At 35.2% G+C, this 18,584-nt stretch carries 14 protein-coding genes; 11 read left to right on the forward strand and 3 right to left on the reverse strand.

All coding sequences use genetic code 11. The features are described from left to right. Nucleotides 1-271: 271 nt before the first annotated feature. Nucleotides 272-814, reverse strand: a complete 543-nt coding sequence (locus tag LI_RS07095) for a hypothetical protein (protein ID WP_011527380.1) — start codon at nucleotides 812-814, stop codon at nucleotides 272-274. Between the two features lie 1,660 nt (nucleotides 815-2,474). Then, the gene (locus LI_RS07100) at nucleotides 2,475-3,821 is read right to left on the reverse strand and encodes a hypothetical protein (RefSeq protein ID WP_223604262.1); all 1,347 of its coding nucleotides are present in this window, start codon (nucleotides 3,819-3,821) and stop codon (nucleotides 2,475-2,477) included. A 504-nt stretch (nucleotides 3,822-4,325) separates the two neighbouring features. On the opposite strand from LI_RS07100, the gene LI_RS07105 reads away from it, so the two are divergent. Continuing rightward, nucleotides 4,326-5,150 carry a ParA family protein gene (locus LI_RS07105; RefSeq protein WP_011527382.1) on the forward strand — a complete coding sequence of 275 codons (825 nt, stop codon included), beginning with the start codon at nucleotides 4,326-4,328 and terminating at the stop codon, nucleotides 5,148-5,150. Between the two features lie 11 nt (nucleotides 5,151-5,161). Next, nucleotides 5,162-6,658: a hypothetical protein gene (locus LI_RS07110; protein ID WP_011527383.1), complete on the forward strand. Its 1,497-nt coding sequence runs from the start codon at nucleotides 5,162-5,164 to the stop codon at nucleotides 6,656-6,658. A gap of 505 nt (nucleotides 6,659-7,163) precedes the next feature. Here the strand turns inward: LI_RS07110 and LI_RS07115 are convergent. Further along, nucleotides 7,164-10,583 (reverse strand): autotransporter outer membrane beta-barrel domain-containing protein, encoded by a 3,420-nt coding sequence (locus LI_RS07115; RefSeq protein WP_011527384.1) that lies wholly within the window; start codon nucleotides 10,581-10,583, stop codon nucleotides 7,164-7,166. Between the two features lie 1,004 nt (nucleotides 10,584-11,587). On the opposite strand from LI_RS07115, the gene LI_RS07120 reads away from it, so the two are divergent. From LI_RS07120 to LI_RS07155, 9 genes are all read left to right on the forward strand, one after another. Then, the gene (locus tag LI_RS07120) at nucleotides 11,588-12,727 is read left to right on the forward strand and encodes a phage protease (RefSeq protein WP_011527385.1); all 1,140 of its coding nucleotides are present in this window, start codon (nucleotides 11,588-11,590) and stop codon (nucleotides 12,725-12,727) included. 95 nt (nucleotides 12,728-12,822) lie between these two features. After that, on the forward strand, nucleotides 12,823-13,686 hold the full coding sequence (locus tag LI_RS07125; protein ID WP_011527386.1) for a Mu-like prophage major head subunit gpT family protein: 864 nt from the start codon (nucleotides 12,823-12,825) through the stop codon (nucleotides 13,684-13,686). A gap of 2 nt (nucleotides 13,687-13,688) precedes the next feature. Continuing rightward, entirely contained in the window at nucleotides 13,689-14,138 is a 450-nt protein-coding gene (locus LI_RS07130) for a gp436 family protein (RefSeq protein ID WP_011527387.1), read from the forward strand. A gap of 22 nt (nucleotides 14,139-14,160) precedes the next feature. Beyond that, nucleotides 14,161-14,805, forward strand: coding sequence for a DUF1834 family protein (locus tag LI_RS07135; RefSeq protein WP_011527388.1), 645 nt, complete (start codon nucleotides 14,161-14,163; stop codon nucleotides 14,803-14,805). A gap of 77 nt (nucleotides 14,806-14,882) precedes the next feature. After that, the gene (locus LI_RS07140) at nucleotides 14,883-16,298 is read left to right on the forward strand and encodes a phage tail sheath C-terminal domain-containing protein (RefSeq protein WP_011527389.1); all 1,416 of its coding nucleotides are present in this window, start codon (nucleotides 14,883-14,885) and stop codon (nucleotides 16,296-16,298) included. Between the two features lie 262 nt (nucleotides 16,299-16,560). Beyond that, complete coding sequence (locus LI_RS07145; protein ID WP_011527390.1) at nucleotides 16,561-16,950, forward strand: hypothetical protein; 390 nt, start codon at nucleotides 16,561-16,563, stop codon at nucleotides 16,948-16,950. Between the two features lies 1 nt (nucleotide 16,951). Beyond that, a complete protein-coding gene (locus tag LI_RS07150; protein ID WP_011527391.1) occupies nucleotides 16,952-17,275 on the forward strand; it encodes a hypothetical protein in 324 nt (107 codons plus the stop codon). Further along, nucleotides 17,269-17,421 carry a hypothetical protein gene (locus LI_RS07560; protein WP_155800204.1) on the forward strand — a complete coding sequence of 51 codons (153 nt, stop codon included), beginning with the start codon at nucleotides 17,269-17,271 and terminating at the stop codon, nucleotides 17,419-17,421. The genes LI_RS07150 and LI_RS07560 overlap by 7 nt, the downstream gene beginning before the upstream one ends. 106 nt (nucleotides 17,422-17,527) lie before the next feature. Beyond that, on the forward strand, nucleotides 17,528-18,397 hold the full coding sequence (locus LI_RS07155; protein WP_011527392.1) for a hypothetical protein: 870 nt from the start codon (nucleotides 17,528-17,530) through the stop codon (nucleotides 18,395-18,397). Nucleotides 18,398-18,584 lie beyond the last annotated feature (187 nt).

Here is an 18,584-nt window from a genome sequence, read left to right on the forward strand (position 1 = left end):
TACATATTAAATATATATTAATTATAATATATTAATATATATATATAATATTTTTATAGACTTTTTAATATTTAATAACTTTTTAATTAATGTATTATTAAATACTATAGTTATATAATACAAATATTTTTTTCATATTAGAACATAATTGTGTGCTATACATATAGTATAATAAATATGAATTTATTATATATTACTCTATTTGTATAAACTGCTATCCCATCTACTGGTGTGTGTATGTATAAATTTATTTTTCTGTACCAACTTATTACTATTGTAAAATAGAATATTGTAATTCATCATGTATATCATATAAAAGTGTTTTTTGCCTTTGTTTACTCTCTACTTGATGAATCAAATATTCCAAATCAACATTGCATAACCTTAAATAGTTTTGTCTTCGAATATGAAGATATTCTCCTTCGTGTTGTCTATGTTCTTTTTGCACGTTATCTACTTCTACCATTGGCTGCTCTATTCTTATGTTGTTCTCTTGATATTCTTTATTTTTATCTTCCATCTCTTTACTCTCTTCTTCTCTTCTATTTATTTCCTCCCTTATTTGCTCCTTTTCTATCCTTCTTTTTTGACGCTCTTCATCTTCATTTTTTTCTTCAGGAAAACCTGGTAATTCAATAGTAAGAGGGTTACCAACAGTTACGGTTTCCAAACACTTTTTTATAGTCGTTATATCCTGTTTAAAAATTAAAAGTTGTGCCTGTCTTTCTTGTAGTGAACACAAGCTAGTAGCAATATTCGTTGAAAAAGATGGGTTATGGATATATGATAAATATGCTAAAGGGATAGTAGTCAAAACGGACCTCGTTATAAAAATAGTATTAGACTGAAGTAAAATTGTGTGTGTGTGTGTGTGTGTGTGTGTGTGTGTGTGTGGTCTCAGGGCTATGACTGTAGAATTATACTATCTAACGTCGTTATCTATAATTATAAATACAAAAATAATAGTCTATCATTAATAATCTGGCATTAACCTAAGAATAGTAACCCTTTAAAAAACATATTTTTTTAGATAGGGATAAATACATTTAGACTAGTATGTAGTAAATATTAAAGATACCTATTAGCTATATTGATGTATGTTGTTATCGTTAAACAACACAAGTAAGGAAGGATATAAATAACCTAACAACTCTAGATAAAACATATAGCAAAAGAATATCTAATTTATTAGAATTGTTCTTTAAAATGATAATAGTCACAAAAAAATAGAAGTCAAATTTTATCTTAACATGTAGTTCTTACAATAAAAAATATCAATTTTACAGATATAAACACTACTTTTTATCATTTATATAATAACTATTAGTATTCACATAATATATATATAATTTGTCATAACTAAATACAACATTATACTCTAAACAAAAACATATCCATTGTTTTTTAGAAGCTACAATAGCTAAATCTATTATCACCTATTTTGAAAGAACATCCCCATATCTATTAGCTATAACTAAAAATAAATGTTTTTCACCTCACAAGTTATTTGATAATGCGCCCTTTTAGCTATTCATATTTGTATAAAAACCTTTCACTCTCTAGTGACAATATTGTCCAAAAACTTCTTTAATTACATTCTTTTTATCACTAACCGTATAGTGTATGTAATAGTTAATACATATTTACCTATTAATAATACATAGATATAACATATACGTTCATAATAGAACTATCTATTACAGTTAATGATAACTAATGACAATCAATAACTATTTTTATCTGTAAAAAAGATGACATTTATCAGTCGTCAAAATAACCACTCTTCAAATATAATCATTTGATTTATTTAATTAAATTTAAAAAAACTAAAATACACTAATAAATAATGACACCTAATAATACCTGATGCACCAATAGATATAACTAAGGATACTTCCATAAGTGTTGTTTTAATAAAAAACAGAACAAACTATTTCCTTTAGTCATTAGGAAATAGAAGGATTAAATACTGACATTGTTCGTCAAAATAACCACTAAGACATAATAACTTATTAAAATAATTTATTTTATTGAATTTTGATATGCAAAAATGTATATCTATTCTTTCTCTTTATGAATAAAAAAGTTTGCTCTATTTTTAAAGTTAATGATACGTTAATAAAGATAATGTATTACTTAGTCATCTATTGACAGTTAGTTATTATAACTAGTTGTTTTTAAGAGCAATAAGGTGTCATTAACAGATAATTACAGACGAATTTTACCATCTGATTCATAATATATGAAAAATATTACTATAACACTTAGTATATATACTGACATCCTTCGGCAAAATGTCCACCTTTTTACATATCAAAAAATCGTCATAGACGATTAATATCTAACTAGTTTTATCAATAATTTTTTATTAAAAAAAATTAATACAACTAGATATAGCTAATGATAGTATGCTATTATTACTAACTGTCATTAATTGTAACCAGACTAGTATTAACAGTAATGAGCCATCATAATTACTTGTGTTGTGATGATATTCTCTTCTTAGAAGGTAATGCTTCTGCTGTTCTATTTAATAATACAAGGTTTGTACGTGAAAGAAGACTTGTAGATTCAAGAACCTTTTTTTCAACAAGCTCTGCAATAGCCTCTCGAATCTGTCGACGTGTCTCTTTTAAAGGAACATGAGGATCCATATTCAACGCTAAAGCTAATGTCATAATATTACCACGAAAGACAGGATTATCTCTATGAGACTGACAAAAACGATACATTGCCTTAGCAATACTACCCCTAATTTGGAAACGCTTTGTAATATTGATCCATGTAAGACTATTCGCCAAATACATTTGATAGAAAAAAGGATTTACAGTGACAGAAATTTCTCTATCTTTTGGTCGAAGACGTAAGTTAGAAATAATTTGAGAAAGATCATATTGGAGGTCTTCACCTTTTTCACGTACAAAAAGCTGCATCGATCCTAAGGCTAAACTCTTTAAGCTGGTAATAAGCTTCTCATAATGATTTGCTCCTGGCCGCTTATGACCCATAAGACGTAAAATAGGAAGAACAGGACCTCTATATGTAAATGAAAGAGGAAGTGTATTCTTACTATTACCAATCAATGTTGCTGTTTGTTCTGGCGAAAGTTTAGCTGGTGGGAGATCATCCACAAGCTGCTCCATATCATCATCATTTTGTCTTTGAGTTTTACGAGTTGGTGTCCGATCTAACTTTCCCATCTCAATAATAGCTAATAGAGCCATAAGAGCATCCTCTTCTTCTATACTCAACTTTGGCCCTGTATATATGATTTCACCCCATGGACCTGAAGAAACAAGCTCATTAATGAGATAGCAAGATGACTCTACAATTTTTGACTTATCCTGAATAGATGCCTTTAAATTCTTTACAATAATATCTCTTCGTCCTTTTTCTTTATTATTCATAGGGAAAAAAGGAGAAACACGAGAAATACTTGTAGGATATCCACACCAAACTAAGAGATTTCCTTGTTCAGGGGGTGTTTTTTTAACAATAGTCGCAACAGCTTTGGTGGTTTCTCTCCCCTGAGCTTCTGCTACTGATAACATAGATTGAGGTGCTTCAACTGGTGTTCTACCTATATCTGCTAATGTAGGACATCCTGAAGCCTTCCAGTTACGAATAACAGCTTCAAGTAGTGGAGGGAGCTCTGTATGGTGCTCCTGACAAGATTCATATTGAACAGCCAAAATAGTATTATATGATCGTAATGCTTCAAGCTCTACTTGGGAAAGATGTAGTGAAGATGCGCTAATCTGTTGACTATTTTTAGTACTCTTCTTTTGTAATGCTAGAGGAGATTCCTCTTTTTTTGCCATCTCTAACCTCACCTTTCATTACTAAAAACATGTTCTACATTCATCAAGGAACATAACTATCTCGTCAAAGAAAAAATGCTCTAAAAAGAACTCATTTACTATTATCTCCGATCTAATCCTTACTCTATTAGCTATATTCAACTATCTACACTAGATAAGTAGCAACGATTTTTATATATAGCTACAACTAATTCTGGCCTGTTAGATATCTTTTCAAAAAAAGTTTACATAAAGAAAGATATATCTTTCTACTATATAGAAAATACTTTCTTCTATTCCCCCTCTATCTTAACATTATATATTATATATATTCCTTTTTATTCTAAGGATACTTCTATACTTAATAGATATCTTAAAAAAAAAAAATATCTATACCCAGACAATATATAGCTTATTACGTTCTCATATTCAAGCTATCTAACAACATTTTCTTCTGGTAATTCTTGACTTTTTTTATCTATCATGTGAGAAATACATTTATACTGTTCAGCTACGGAGACATTAATGCTCGCTAAAGTTATTGCCTTTGCAAATCATAAGGGTGGTGTTGGTAAAACAGCAAGTGCTGTAAATGTTGCTTACTGTCTTACAAAACGTAAACGTCGTGTCCTTGTTGTAGACTGTGATCCTCAGGGAAATGCATCACTTACACTAGGAACAATCTCACCCTATGAACAACCACGAACTGTGGCTAACCTTTTTACAGGTCTTTCTTTCTCTACAGCTGCAGTAAGCTCAAAATATGAAAATTTAGATATTATCCCTGCAAATCTTAACGTATATGCAACAGTAGGAACGCTATCTAATTCTATCAAACGATTTTTTGGCTTTCGACAAGCATTGGATGAAGCAGCACTTAAAGAATACGACTATATTATCCTTGACTGCCCACCAACTATTGAGGGGACACTTCTCACAAATGCACTTGTTATCACCGACTATGTGATCATTCCTGTAGGTGTCGAAGACACATATGCATTATCTGGTGTAAGCCATCTTATTAAAGTAGCTGAGACACTTCGTGCAGATACAGAATCAAATCTTGCAATTATGGGTGTCTTACTAACAATGTTTGATGGACGAAATAATGCTGCAAAAACTATCAGAAGTGTTGCAATTGGAACATTTGGCGAAGATATGGTTTTTCAAACAACAATTCCCCGAAATACAACACTAAACAAAGCTGTCATGAGTAATCGAGCAGTATGTGACTATGATGACAGTTGCTCATCATGCAGAAGCTACAGAGAATTGACACAAGAAATTGAAGTTCGACTAAAAAATCCACATGCCCTCATTACAGACACACATCCATTAGAATCAGAGTAGGATAATACACCATGGCAAAAAATCAACTGGATGACTTTGCAGCAACACTTACCGCACAATTAAAAGATGCTGCTGAACAAATGCGTAATATGAGGACTCCTCCAGAGCATCCACAAAATGAACAAATAGACTCTACAACAACTAAAAAAAATCGCTCTATTCCTAAAAAACATAAAAATACCATACAACTAGTAACAGATACGAAACAATTGACAAAAAAAGTATCTAACAAAAAAGAACAAACGCAACAGACTTCCCAAAAGCAGCCTGCAAAACCAAAAGATGGCCAAATAGCTCCTACTCAAAAAGAGCCATCTATCAATGTATCCATATCAATTTCTCCGGAAGAACAATCAACCAACAGTATAGATCAAACTGTACTATACAGCCATCAACTGTCATCAATTGACACTACTGATTCTAGTCAGCTGCTACAGTCTAAAAACAATCAACAAAAATATAGTAATAATCTATTAGCAGATCCAGAAAGTGTTGATATACCCTCTACTAAACTATCAACAACAGTCATCGATCAGTCATCAGACAGTCATCAACAAACATTAGTAGACAACAATAATTTAATGGCAGCTAATGACAGCCCATTATCTGTACTCCCATCTGAATCCCTACAATATACCCAGCCTTCAAAGAGCATGCTTTTTGAAACGGATATATTACAAGAAAATATATCTCATCAAGATATTCCTTCACCTGAAGACAACCATATCAATACTTCTTTTATAGGTACACCTACTACATCTACTCAGCCATTAATAGATAATGATAGTTTAAAACAGACAATGACAGCTTGTGACACAAAAAAACAATCACAATCTATCCCTTGGGGTCATTTTTCTTCTGATGCACTCAGTACTGTTCAAATTAATACCGCAACTATTGGTGGAGCAAGACAAATTGTATTAGATGCCCTTACACAACTAAAGCAAGAATTTTCTCATGTAACAATAAACCTTAAACGTCTTGCCACTGTTCTTGGACTCTCTTATGGGACAGTGCGAAATACCATTAGCAGACTTGTAAGAGAAGGAGTTATTTATACAACTCAAATCCGTACTGGTGATGCACATGGTGTATATATAGAATTTGCTGATGGGTCTTCTTTATTACCGTCAGTGACAGTCACTCAACCAACCTATGCACAACATATACCTTCTCATCAACCTTCTACTTCTCAACAGACATCAACAATACACACAAATCCTATTTGGGATGTTGATTCTGATATGCTTAGTATGCTCTGGCCATATGCTTTTGCAGCAGGATTAAAACGCATCCACTTAGAACATCTTAGGAAAGCATTTCAAATTCAACAGTTTGATGATGCACATGTTGCATGTTACCTTCGTTATCTTAACTGGAAGATAGAAAAAGAAGCTCAAGATGAAAATCAAGCAACAGCCATCCTTCAGCAATGGATACAAACCATGCAGCAACAGGGCAAATATCCACGTCCAACAGATTACGATGAACCAGAAGGCTTAGAATAGTCCATTTTTACTATATTTTTACTTATTATCTCTATTATTTTTATTTTTTTAATAAAGATATTTTTGAGGTATTATTTATTAGTAATAGATAACATGATGTCTTTTCTTTTTCTTTTTTTGTTTTCCTTAAGATCCTTAGAGTAGTTTGTGAGTCCTACATATATAAAGGTTTTATATCTATCTAAGTGGATATTTTACCGTTATTAAGTGGGCATTTTAACGAAAAATAGTGATTGTTTTGTCGTTAATGAGTGATTATTTTACCGAAAGGTGGACATTTTGCCGAATAGCTTATAAGTTAAAACATATCATCTACTTTTTATTATAGATAATATGTTGAGAGAATTATTATTGTAATATCCCTTGTTTTTTTACATAAGTTTTTCTAAGTTAGATAGTTTTTCTACGAAATAGATATATAGTCCATAAACATATACCAGGGCAAGTAAGCCCTGGTATATGTTGTGATAACAAATAGATATATCCTAATTGTATATGTTACATACTAGTATGTATATTGGATATATGTATTTATTTGCTGTCCTTCAAAACGTTTTGTTTTTTCAAGACGTACGGATGTGTTTATACCAATATTAATAGTATCTATAATGTTTGCTTCATAAGAAAGACCCAACTCTGTTCTTACATAACGTTTTTTATATGTAGGAATGGATGCCTTATACCTATCAATTTGTGCAATTAATGGTTTTGAATGGATACCTTCTAAAGTACGTTTCCCAGAGATAGCGGAAACCCATGATTGAAGTTGACTGTTTGTTGTTACTTTCCATTGATTACGAAGACCAATACTTTGTTCCATAACATATTCTTTATTTTGACTGATTTTGCAAGGAAGCGGACCAGTTTTTTCGCTATAAGAACTCCATGATACTGTTGAGATCATGTACTCTATGTATGGTGTAAAGGAGAAGCGTTTTGTAATAGGAAGGTTATAGCCTAATTGGAAAAGGCCTCCACCTAAACTGATATCTGGTTTTCCTTTAGCCCCGACCTCTGAGTCTCCGTGTGTAAAGTAACGATTTGTTTTTACTTTACCCCATCCATAACAACTTGCAAGATGTCCTGTGAAGCCAAATTTGTCTGTATTCCAACTAATAACAGCTGAAAGACTATCTGTTGTTGTTTGTGCTTTTACAGAACCACTTGCTGTTCCAAAGCGCATACCTATATGTTCTTTTGCTACTTCTTTATTACGATTATAAGCCAATCCGAGTCGTACATTTGGCATAAGGTTTGTTATAATACCAATTCGACCTCCACGACATTTGCGTTCTAAGTTTGCTGTATAGTTATCTATAAAACCAAACATAGCATATGATTTGAATGCTGATGTAAGTGTATTTTGTGTGTTTTTCTGATGAGGACCTGAAAGTATATGACGTTTTGATGTGAACCTTGTCATAAGTTGAAGGCTATCATCTTCATATGAGGTATTTGTATATGCTTTTAGTGCAAGTAGCCGTAATGAATATAGAACTTGTTCTGAAGAGCCTAACAATATACTTTGCATACTTTGAAGAGAGCTTATTTGTCCAGCACGATTATATCCTGGTATAAATGTGTCATAACATTTGTACCCATGTCTTCCACCCATGCCACCTAAAGGTCCTCTTGTTAGAGCTGTTGGCTGCTGTTGTTGCTCTCCATTTTTTTGTCCTTTGCCTTTCCCCTTACCTTTGCCTTTTCCTTTACTTTTTTTACTTTGTTCATCATCTGAGGGACCATCATTACTACCTCCATCATGTTGAGATGAACTACCACTATTCTGTTGTCTCTTGTCATCATTATCATCATCACTATCAGTATCACTATTATTCTGTTGATTTGCTGATAATAGTGGATAATCTTCTGGACCAAATCCTAAGCCATGGCCTCCTGATGATGGTCCAGGTCTTTCGTCATCATTATCATTTTCCTCTCTTGGCTGTGGTTGGGAGGTTACAGGCGCTGCCACACATGTTACAAGAGAATGCATAGCTTGTTGTATTTTTGCCCATTTTTTAGGATGGTGTTTTTTTAAACAGTGTGTAAGAAGAGCACAAGCTGCACCTGTGGCACAGCCAGTAGCACCACTTGTTATAGCGGTTACTGCTGCTGATGAGCCACAACCATGTGCCATAGCACTACTAGCTCCTCCTATACAACAATTACATAAACCACTACTTGTGGCACCACAACATACTTCTTTAATGCATTGTTTATCTTCTGTTGAAAATTCTGATGAAACTTGTGGTTGTCGTTGTGGTTGTTCTGTGATTGGTTGTCCCTCTTTTTTTGATTTTATGCCATGTTTTTTTAAACAGCAGTCCAAAAAGCCATCTCTTTCTAATTCGCCAAGGAACCACCATAAAAATCCACAAAGACTACCAGTACAACAACCTGAACCTGCACCTGCAGCAGCACTTTCTATCATTTTACTAAGGTCCCAGTGAGACATAATGCCTCCTGCACAAGTGCCTGCAATACAACCAGCCCCTGTACCAACAGCAGCTCCTAATGCCATTTTTTCACATATACTTTTACAGCATGTCTTACATTCTTCTGTATCATTTATTTCCCTTGTTGTATGTCCATCTTCCCTTAAGTGTTGATTCCCATATTTTTTACAATAATAACCCATACCTAAGAGACCACATGTACATAAACTCCCTGAGGAAACAAAGCTAGCAGTTGTTGAAACATCAGCACCAAGGAGATAAGCGCCCAGTGAGCCAAAGAGTGTACCAAGACATGATCCAAAAGTTGCCCACCCTGCAAAATGATCACATGGATCTGGATACGTGCAAACCCTAACAGTATAGTCTGTCATAGTACAACATGGGGAAGGACAAGTTCCTCTATCAATATCTTCATTTGTCATATGTGGATCAGTAGCTTGTCCAGAAAATGATTGAGGTTGTGTTGTGATTGGGAGGTGTGATGTACTTGAGGTCAAATGGTGTTGAGCTAATCGACTTGACTGATGTTCGCTAATATTGCTTGTTATTCTGCTTGATGATTGGCAACACATTGCTGAAGTAGCATATAAACATGAACTTAATGGACCACCTATTGCAGCCCCAATTCCAGCTCCAATTCCACATGCTGCAGCCATGTCTGGGCAGGGAGCACCTGTTGCTGCACTAGTGACAAGACCAACTCCAGCGCCAAGGAGTCCACCAGCTGAAATCCCTAAACCTGTAACTTTAACCATGTCTTTATCACATGTAACATAGGGAGAATCTTGTTGACATCCATGTGTTTTACAAAGTGAACATGCTGTTCCTAATGCTGCGCCAGCAACAGAACCACCAAGACAAGTTCCAGCTCCCACAGACCCTGTCGCAGGACAAGCACAGCTTGTCATTGCACCAAATGGAATCATCCCTGCTCCAATACCAAGACCAGCACCAATACATGCTCCTTTCAGGCAGGCGTCAAGACTATTTTTATCACAGGGAGGACAACATTCTTGAGGACTAGAAAGTCCTCTTGTAACTTCTACGGAACTACTCCCAGAACTTACTGATGGACTAGATGAACCAAAGCCTGAAGATTGTGGCTGACTTGTAATTGGTGAAGAGCCACCAGAGCTTCCTCCTGAGTGATGAGTACCACCATCAGGACCAAGTTTAAGGCATAGGGGTTTAGGTGATTTACCATTACCATTGTTCATAGCTAGGAGTTCACTGCTTCCACAAAATAAGCAAAAAAAAGGTAATAGTAATATAGCTATTGTTTGTTGTAAAAGTGTTTTGGTTAGCTTTATATGTTTTGGTATTCTAAAAATTTTATGTATTTTTTTATCATATACTGTATGTAATATTGTATTAAATGTTTGGGCCTTATATATACATATGTTTCTTATCAGCTGTTGAAAGGTATCTGATAAGTTCATAATATATTGTGATATAAGGTTTTTCATATTTGGTTCCCTTAGTATAATGGTTAATATTAGTGTGTAGTTGTGATTTTATTTTTTGATATATTACTAAGCATATTATATTACTTTTATTTAAAACGTGTTACTATTAGGTAATAATATGTTACGTAGTGTAGGGTATCCTCTTTTGTTTTTTGTTTATGAATGCTCTATGAGATAGATAAAAAAGAAGAAGTCATAAGTCGGATTATGACTATTGGTAGTATTCCTCTTTTTTAAGAAAAAATGAGTATAGCAAATGTTTTTATCAAACATTTCACTTCATAACTCCAACCATAATATATGGAAGTTTCTATCTACATAATAAATAAAGGCGCAGTACAATCAGCGTGTTAATTATCTATATTTAAAGGATAATTTATTCAAGTAGTTGTAGGAGGTTTTTTAGCTTCCCTATGAAGGCTATAAACATAACTTGTTGTAAATAATGTATTTTATAAATAGAATATATAAAATTTATTATATCAATATATACAGTAGAATTATGGTATCCTAAAAATTAAAGAAGATTGGTATATGGTATTTGAATATTTCACATAGCTATAATGATGTAATACGATATATTGTAGATATAATAGATATGTTATAGTCCTTTAAGGATAGTATCTTATTTATTACTATTATCTTTTTTATGTAGAAAATATTTTTTAAATACTTCTATAACAAAATACACAACATTTTTACTAATATACCTCTATTATAGTAGATTCATATTACGTATCTATATAGTAGATACACTAAAAAATATAGATTAACTTATCCATTAGCCACTCTTTATCTTTATAGTTTTTTTATATCAGCTGACATTCTTCAATCTTTTTTAAAACAGTAATCGTTTTATGGTGTCAAACATGAACTAGTTACAAAAGATGTAACACATAACACTATATTCAAATATCCAAGGCTCATTAAATATAGACAAGATATCTAACTAGCAGACAATTATTGAAAGAAATTATCTTGTTAATTTTAGTATTGGGGGGTGTATGAACAGGACATTAGTTTCTCTAATGGCTGAAGTTCCAGTGGATTCCATAGAAGACGAGCAGGGTTTAATACATGTGTTTCCTTTGGGAAGCTTTACAGCTCGTGATGGACCTCCTGGGACATTAGGCGTGCCAGCAACGTCATGGCAGCTTACTTTGTCTGGAGCACAGGAGGTTATACGACGTTGGGAGACACGTAAGACACCTCTTGTGATTGATTATGAACACCAAACATATGAAACAAAAGGAAACGGTCAACCAGCACCTGCTGCTGGTTGGATAACACGTTTACTTCTTCGTGAGAATGGAATGTTTGCAGGTGTAGAATGGACCTCAAGGGCTAAAGAATACATACGAGCAGGGGAATATAAATATATTTCTCCCACATTTCTTTTTGATGCAACAACAGGAGAAGTATTAGAGCTTTGTAGTGCAGCACTGACAAATATGCCTGCTTTAGATGGAATGGAACCTGTAAAAGCTAAAACACATACTACAATACAACTTCCTAAGAAGAAATATTCACATACTGGGTCTAACCCTCTACAGGAAAAAGGTGGAGCTCTTCACTTAGCAATGGAATTTTGTGAAAAGGGAGAAACCGATCTGTTTAAAGAGAATGTTTCTTCTTTAGAAGCTTCTGCAACAGCATTTCTTGAAGAGATAAAAAAAACCCAGGGACAACAAAAACGTTCTAAAAAGAATAGAAGTGTTTCTACCAAATCTAATATACAGCAAGAGGCTTCAAGTGATCGTTTCTCAGAGCTTATGGGACTATACCATGAAGCACAAAAAGAAGTTGTATCATTAAAAGAACGTATCAAAGAATACGAATGTAAGGAAGAATCACTAAAGCTAGAACAATGTATAGAGAAAGCATTGTCTGATGGTAGACTACAGCATAGTTGTGAAGCTTGGGCTCGTGCGTGTGCGGTGAGTTATCCTGAAGTGTTACGTGCTTTTCTTGAAGCATCTACTTCTATGGCTGCGCTTGTGTCTATGCAGACACGTCAGGGGTCTCATATAAGTCAAAGTGGGTATGGACAATCTGCTTTGTTATCCACAGAGGAGGAGCATGTTCGGTCACAACTGGGCATGAGTGTGGAAACGTTTATTAAACATAAGAAGGAGTGCCAATAATGGCTATTGTAACAAATACAATGTTGGAAGCGCTTCGCGTAGGCTTTCGTGCAGATTTTGAAGAAGGTAAAGCTAAGGCACAGCCTCAGTAGCAATTGGCAGCAACACATGTTCCTAGCTCTAGTGCTTCCAATACATATGGCTGGCTTGGACAGTTCCCTAAACTTAAAGAGTGGATAGGGAATAGGGTCTTTCAAGATATTGCTGAACATGAATACACAGTTGCAAATAAGCTTTATGAAGCCACAGTAAGTATCCCTCTTACAGCTATTGAAGATGATGAACTTGGTGTATATAAACCACTCTATTTAGAAATGGGATATGCAGCAGCTGTTCATCCTGATGAGCTTGTATTTAAACTTCTTGCTGAAGGACATACAACAAAATGTTCTGATGGTCATAATTTTTTTGATACAGCACATGTCATCTATGAAAATGAAGATGGTTCTGGTGCTGAAACAACTGTTTCTAATAGTTTATCACCTACAGTTAGTGGAGTTAAAAATGTTGTTGTTGTTGTTGACCCTGTTGCTCCTTGGTTTTTGTTGGACGTGTCTCGTCCATTGCGTCCTTTGTTATTTCAAGAGCGTAGTCTCCCAGAACTCCAAGTAATTACAAATCCTGAAAATGAACATGTTTTTACAACCGATAGCATTCCTTTTGGTGTTCGCTATCGTTGTAATGCTGGATACGGTTTTTGGCAAATGGCTGTTCGTTCAACAGAACCTTTGAATGCAGAATCCTTTGAGCGGGCATTAATGACTATCCGTAGTTTTACAGCTGATGGAGGACGTCCTCTTGGTCTTGGTCGTGGAGGGAAAGAAGGTCTTGTATTGGTTGTTCCATCTGTTCATTTATCAAGTGCACGTAAGGTTATTGTAGCTGAAAGATTAGATAATGGCTCTTCAAATATCTGGTATGACTCTGCAACAATCATTGATTGTCCTTGGTTGGGATAACTATGTACGTCCAATATAAAGATCTTCAGACACAGTTTGGCGAAGCAGAAATGCTTGCCTTATGTGGTGATGAAGATGGGAATATAGATATGCCTCGTCTCACAGAGGTTATCAATCAAGCAAGTTCAGAAGCAGATTCATATCTGGGTAAACGTTATATTGTGCCAGTTGAGCCAGTACCACCTGTTCTTCGATTTATAGTAGGAGATATGGTCCGTTATCGGTTGACCAGTGCAGAAGCTTTGGAGACGTCGTTGATTGTTCAACGATATCAGCAAGCCATAGCATGGCTTATAAAGGTTTCTCAAGGGGAGATTGTACTGCCTTTACCTACAGTGAATAGTGAAGAGCAAATGGTCGTCATTGACGCTGGTACAAGGCTTTGGAAGGTCACAGGAGCACGGTATAAGAAAGCTCAAGAGACACCATTACCAGCAAGATTGACTATATGAGCATAGCATATATGGAGTCTATATGTTGTCACAGATAGAAGATGCAATGATTACTTGTATCACCAAGGCACAGTTACCATATTTGCGATTTGTGGGTTCATATGGTGGCGAGTTTGATGGAGAAGTTCCTCATGTTGTGCGCTCACTTCCAGGTATATGGCTAGCTTTCAAAGGAGAGAGTGCACCAGTTGCTGTAGATGTAACGCATGAGCGATACAAAGTAGAAGCACGGTTATTGTTGCTTGTAGCAGCTCGAGGCATCCGTAATGAGGCAGATAGCCGTCATAGTACAAAGATCCATGTAGGAACATATCAAATGTTGGCAGATATGCGGTCAATCTTTGCATTTAGAGATCTTGGGATTAATTCAGTAGAATGTTTAGTCCCAGGAGAAACAACAAGTCTCTTTAATGGGAAGACAAAACAACAGGGCCTATCTGTTTTTGCTCAAGAGTGGATTGTACCATATGGTTTTTACGTTCGTGAACCTGGGAAGCGCCAATTAGATGAACCATATTCAGGCTATCTTATGCCAGAAGGGACAATGATAGGCAATACTCAGGTTCCATACTTGCCTCCCCTGCAAAGATTGAAACTTTGCTATTATATAGGTGGAGAAGAGGAAGCATGTGATCAGGCTCTTCTTGAAAAAGGACGTACTTTATAAACAACACCGCTTGATTAAGCGGTAGATATAACTATCGGGACAGTTTTTAGGTTTTGAGCCCGAAAAAAGGAAAAGCTATGGCAAGTCCAAATATTCAATTTGACGCTATTCCTGTCAACATACGTAAACCAGGAAAGTATTTTGAGTTTAATACACGACTGGCTGTACGGACCCTCCCAGGTAATCCTCAGTCTTTACTTATTATTGCACAGCAAACCGGAACAGAGCCATGCGAGCCAAGACGGATTTTTGATGCAGATACTGCAGGGTTATTATTTGGTTTTGGTTCACAAATCCATTCAATGGTTTTGGCTGCCATGCATGCAAATCCATATCTTGATCTTACCGTGTTGCCATTAGCAGATCCTGAAAGTGGTTTAGCTGCAACAGCAGTAGTAACACCTAGTGGAGAAGCACAAAGTGCTGGCGTTGTAAGTATTACTATTGCTGGAAAGACAGTTTCTATGGCTCTTGCTAAAGATGATACACCTTCAGACTGCGCTGTGACACTTGCCCAAGCTGTAAATCTTGTTGAAGAACTCCCTGTAGTTGCTTCTGTAACAGAGTCAGGGGTATTAACACTTACGGCTAAGAATAAAGGGACATGTGGCAATGGTATTACAGTGTCTGTGCAGTCTTCTGTCCCTGGGATGAAATGCACATTGACACCTATGAGTGGTGGACAAGGTGAACCTGATTTTCAAGCAGCATTAGCTAAAGTCTTTTCAGGAGATTATACAATTTATTGTGTTGGGACAACACAATCAGAACATCTTAAAGCATTGAGCGATCATTTAGCATCTATGGGTGCTCCTTTAGAACAACGAGGGGCTATAGGTGTGTACGCTTTTGCAGGGACACTAGAGGATGCTATTACATTAGCTGAATCTACGAATAGCGGACGTCTCACAGGTGCTGTATTACCAGGGACCCCATCGTTATCATATGAGGTGGCAGCTTCTTATGCTGCAACAATTGCTTCAGAAGAAGATCCAGCTCGTCCGTTAAATGGATTAACCCTTAAAGGTATTATTCCATCCCCAATAAGTCAGCGTCTTTCACGCACACAGCAAGAAGTAGCTTTGAAAAGTGGTGTTACACCTCTTGAAGTAGGTACTGGTGAAGTTGTTTCTATTGTCCGAGCTATTAGTACATATACCAAGAATAGTGAAGGTTCTCCTGATAGTGCACTACTTGATATTACAACCATTCGGACATTGGATTATTTACGTAAAGCTATACGTGAACGTATGAGTCTAAGATTCCCAAGAGAAAAACTTTCTACACGGACATTACCAAAAGTTCGTAGTGAAGTTTTGGATGTCTTGCGGAAGATGGAAGAGTTAGAAATTCTTGAAGAAGTAGCCAGTAATGCAGAGGGTGTTATTGTTGAAAGGGATATTGAAGATCCAAATCGTTTAAATGCCCGTATTCCTGCTGATGTAGTCAATGGTTTACACATTTTTGCAGGCAGAATTGATTTAATACTATAATAAGCTGTCATTAACTATCATTAGCAGTTAACTGACTATAGAATAATGCGAAAATATAGCCCATTTTATAACATGATGTAAGAAAAAGACAGTATAATTGGATAGTAAGGGTGTGTTGTTGACTTCTAGTGATAGTAGTTCTGAATGGTACTAAATTTTTTTTAGTACCATTCAAAAAAATGAAAAGAACTTAAGTAAGATAAAGAGATATTTGTTCATAACGATGCTTTCAGGGAAATGGATCAGTCTAAAGGAGTGAAAAATGGCATTACAGCAATATGTGGGAGCAATTATACTTGAAGTGGATGGCCAAGAGGTTGAATGTACCGCTTTTTCTCCAACAATTACAACAGGTCGTATTCCTGTACGTACAATGAATAGAAATGGTAAGATTGCTGGTTATGCTTCTGGCGTCATGGAATATGAGTTAAAGGTAGAAGTTCCTGTTGTATCTGACAATCAGATTCGTTGGGATGGAGTTACTGGTGCAAAATTAGTTATTTATCCAGCAAAGGATGTAACAAATGCTGCTGGACAAGGACGTATTGCTTATACAGGGTGTGTCGTTACATCTGTTGGTGAAGCATATAAAGTTGAAGGAGAGGCAAGACGGACAATTTCTTTGTTCGCAACAGATATGATTGAGGAATAATATGGAAATAAGCGGTCAGTTGGAAATTGGATACCAAGATGATCAAGGATGTTTTCATAAAACCTTTACTATGCGATTAGCTACACTTGAAGATATTGAAAAGGCTATTGAAGCAGCAGGAATAGGTGCATCGACAGCACGAATCCGTCGTTATGAATGGGCAAGAACGTTAACACAACTTGGTTCATTTAAGGATGAGGCAATTACTCCTGAAATGTTAGCTACTCTTGCTTCGACAGAGTTTGGTATCCTTGAGGATGCACAGGAAACACTAAGGGGAAAGCTAAAAGCCGTGAGCAATGCCTCAAAGAATACAGAGTGTTAGAGCTTTGCTTACGGCAAATGGGTTTTAGCTTATCTGAGATTCGTTCTATGTCAGTCCAAGAAGCAGAGGGATTTCTTGAATGCAGACACCAACAAGTCAGACAGCAAAAAATGCCAACAACCTATCTAAGCTTGCGGCAACGATAGGATCTATTGTTAGTATGCTACTTATAATCCTAGTTTTGTTTTTGGTAATGGATGGGATACTTCTGTGGTTTTTGTGTTAACATAGTGTAGGTTAGGTGAAGAGAATATGAAGAATACTAATGCGTTAGACACTATTACTCTTATGGATGAAAACCAAAAAGAAGATGCCAAGTTACATCCAGGTTCTGCATTGGATATAGAGAGAGTCGTTGCTAAACAATATTTCCCATTACCTATAGAAGATTATAGTGATGTCCCTTTTGAGAGAATAGAGAATACACAGCCCTCAGATTTTGGAGATGCAACAATACATAATAAATATAATAAGCAAGTAAAAGAAGCATCTTTCATTAATACAGAAACCTATAGCAGGGTGAGTTCTCTTTCTTCAGAACCATTGAGAAATGTTGTCCCACGTTTTTCTTTTGACTTTTCTACATCTATGGATGGTAGTGGTTATATAAAAGAGAGCAGGTTATCTCCATATAAAGAATATCCACAATTAGCACCAACACCATTATTGTATAATGAGGTATCTATGGTGCAGGCCACAACAGAGAATACTACTAACTCACAACATCCATTATTTACTGAACAACAATGCCAGCTCCCGCAGGTAACTACTAGTCCACAGATAGCGTTAGTTATGCCTCATGAAGAACTTGACTATGTTCCCATAAGTAAGAACTCCTCAATGATTGGTAATAATATAGATTACACTACATTAAAGAGTTCTTTTTTTTCACAGGAAGATAGAATAGTTGATAAATATACTAGTGATAGAGACAAAGAGAATTTTATTCCTTTTTTATCTCAAACACAAAATACAAATACCTTGTTTGAAGATATAGAACAATCATCTAATACAGATGCATTGGAACAGCAAATACATTTAATGACAACTATAGAAATTGATGGACAAGTATTAGGTGAATTTTTTGAACGCTATATCTCTAACCAATCATTACGAACCTAGTATCTATATATTGAATGTAACTATTTTTTTATCTATATAAAAAAATTTTTTTATATATTTATATTATTTCCCAAATTATAGTAATAAAATGTACCTTTTTTATTTTTTTAGTACACAAAAATAATACTATAGAGTTATACATTTCATATGAAAACAATCTTAAAAAAAATAGGATACGTTTAATAGT

It is taken from the genome of Lawsonia intracellularis PHE/MN1-00 (genome assembly GCF_000055945.1).
In the GTDB taxonomy this organism is placed as follows: domain Bacteria; phylum Desulfobacterota; class Desulfovibrionia; order Desulfovibrionales; family Desulfovibrionaceae; genus Bilophila; species Bilophila intracellularis.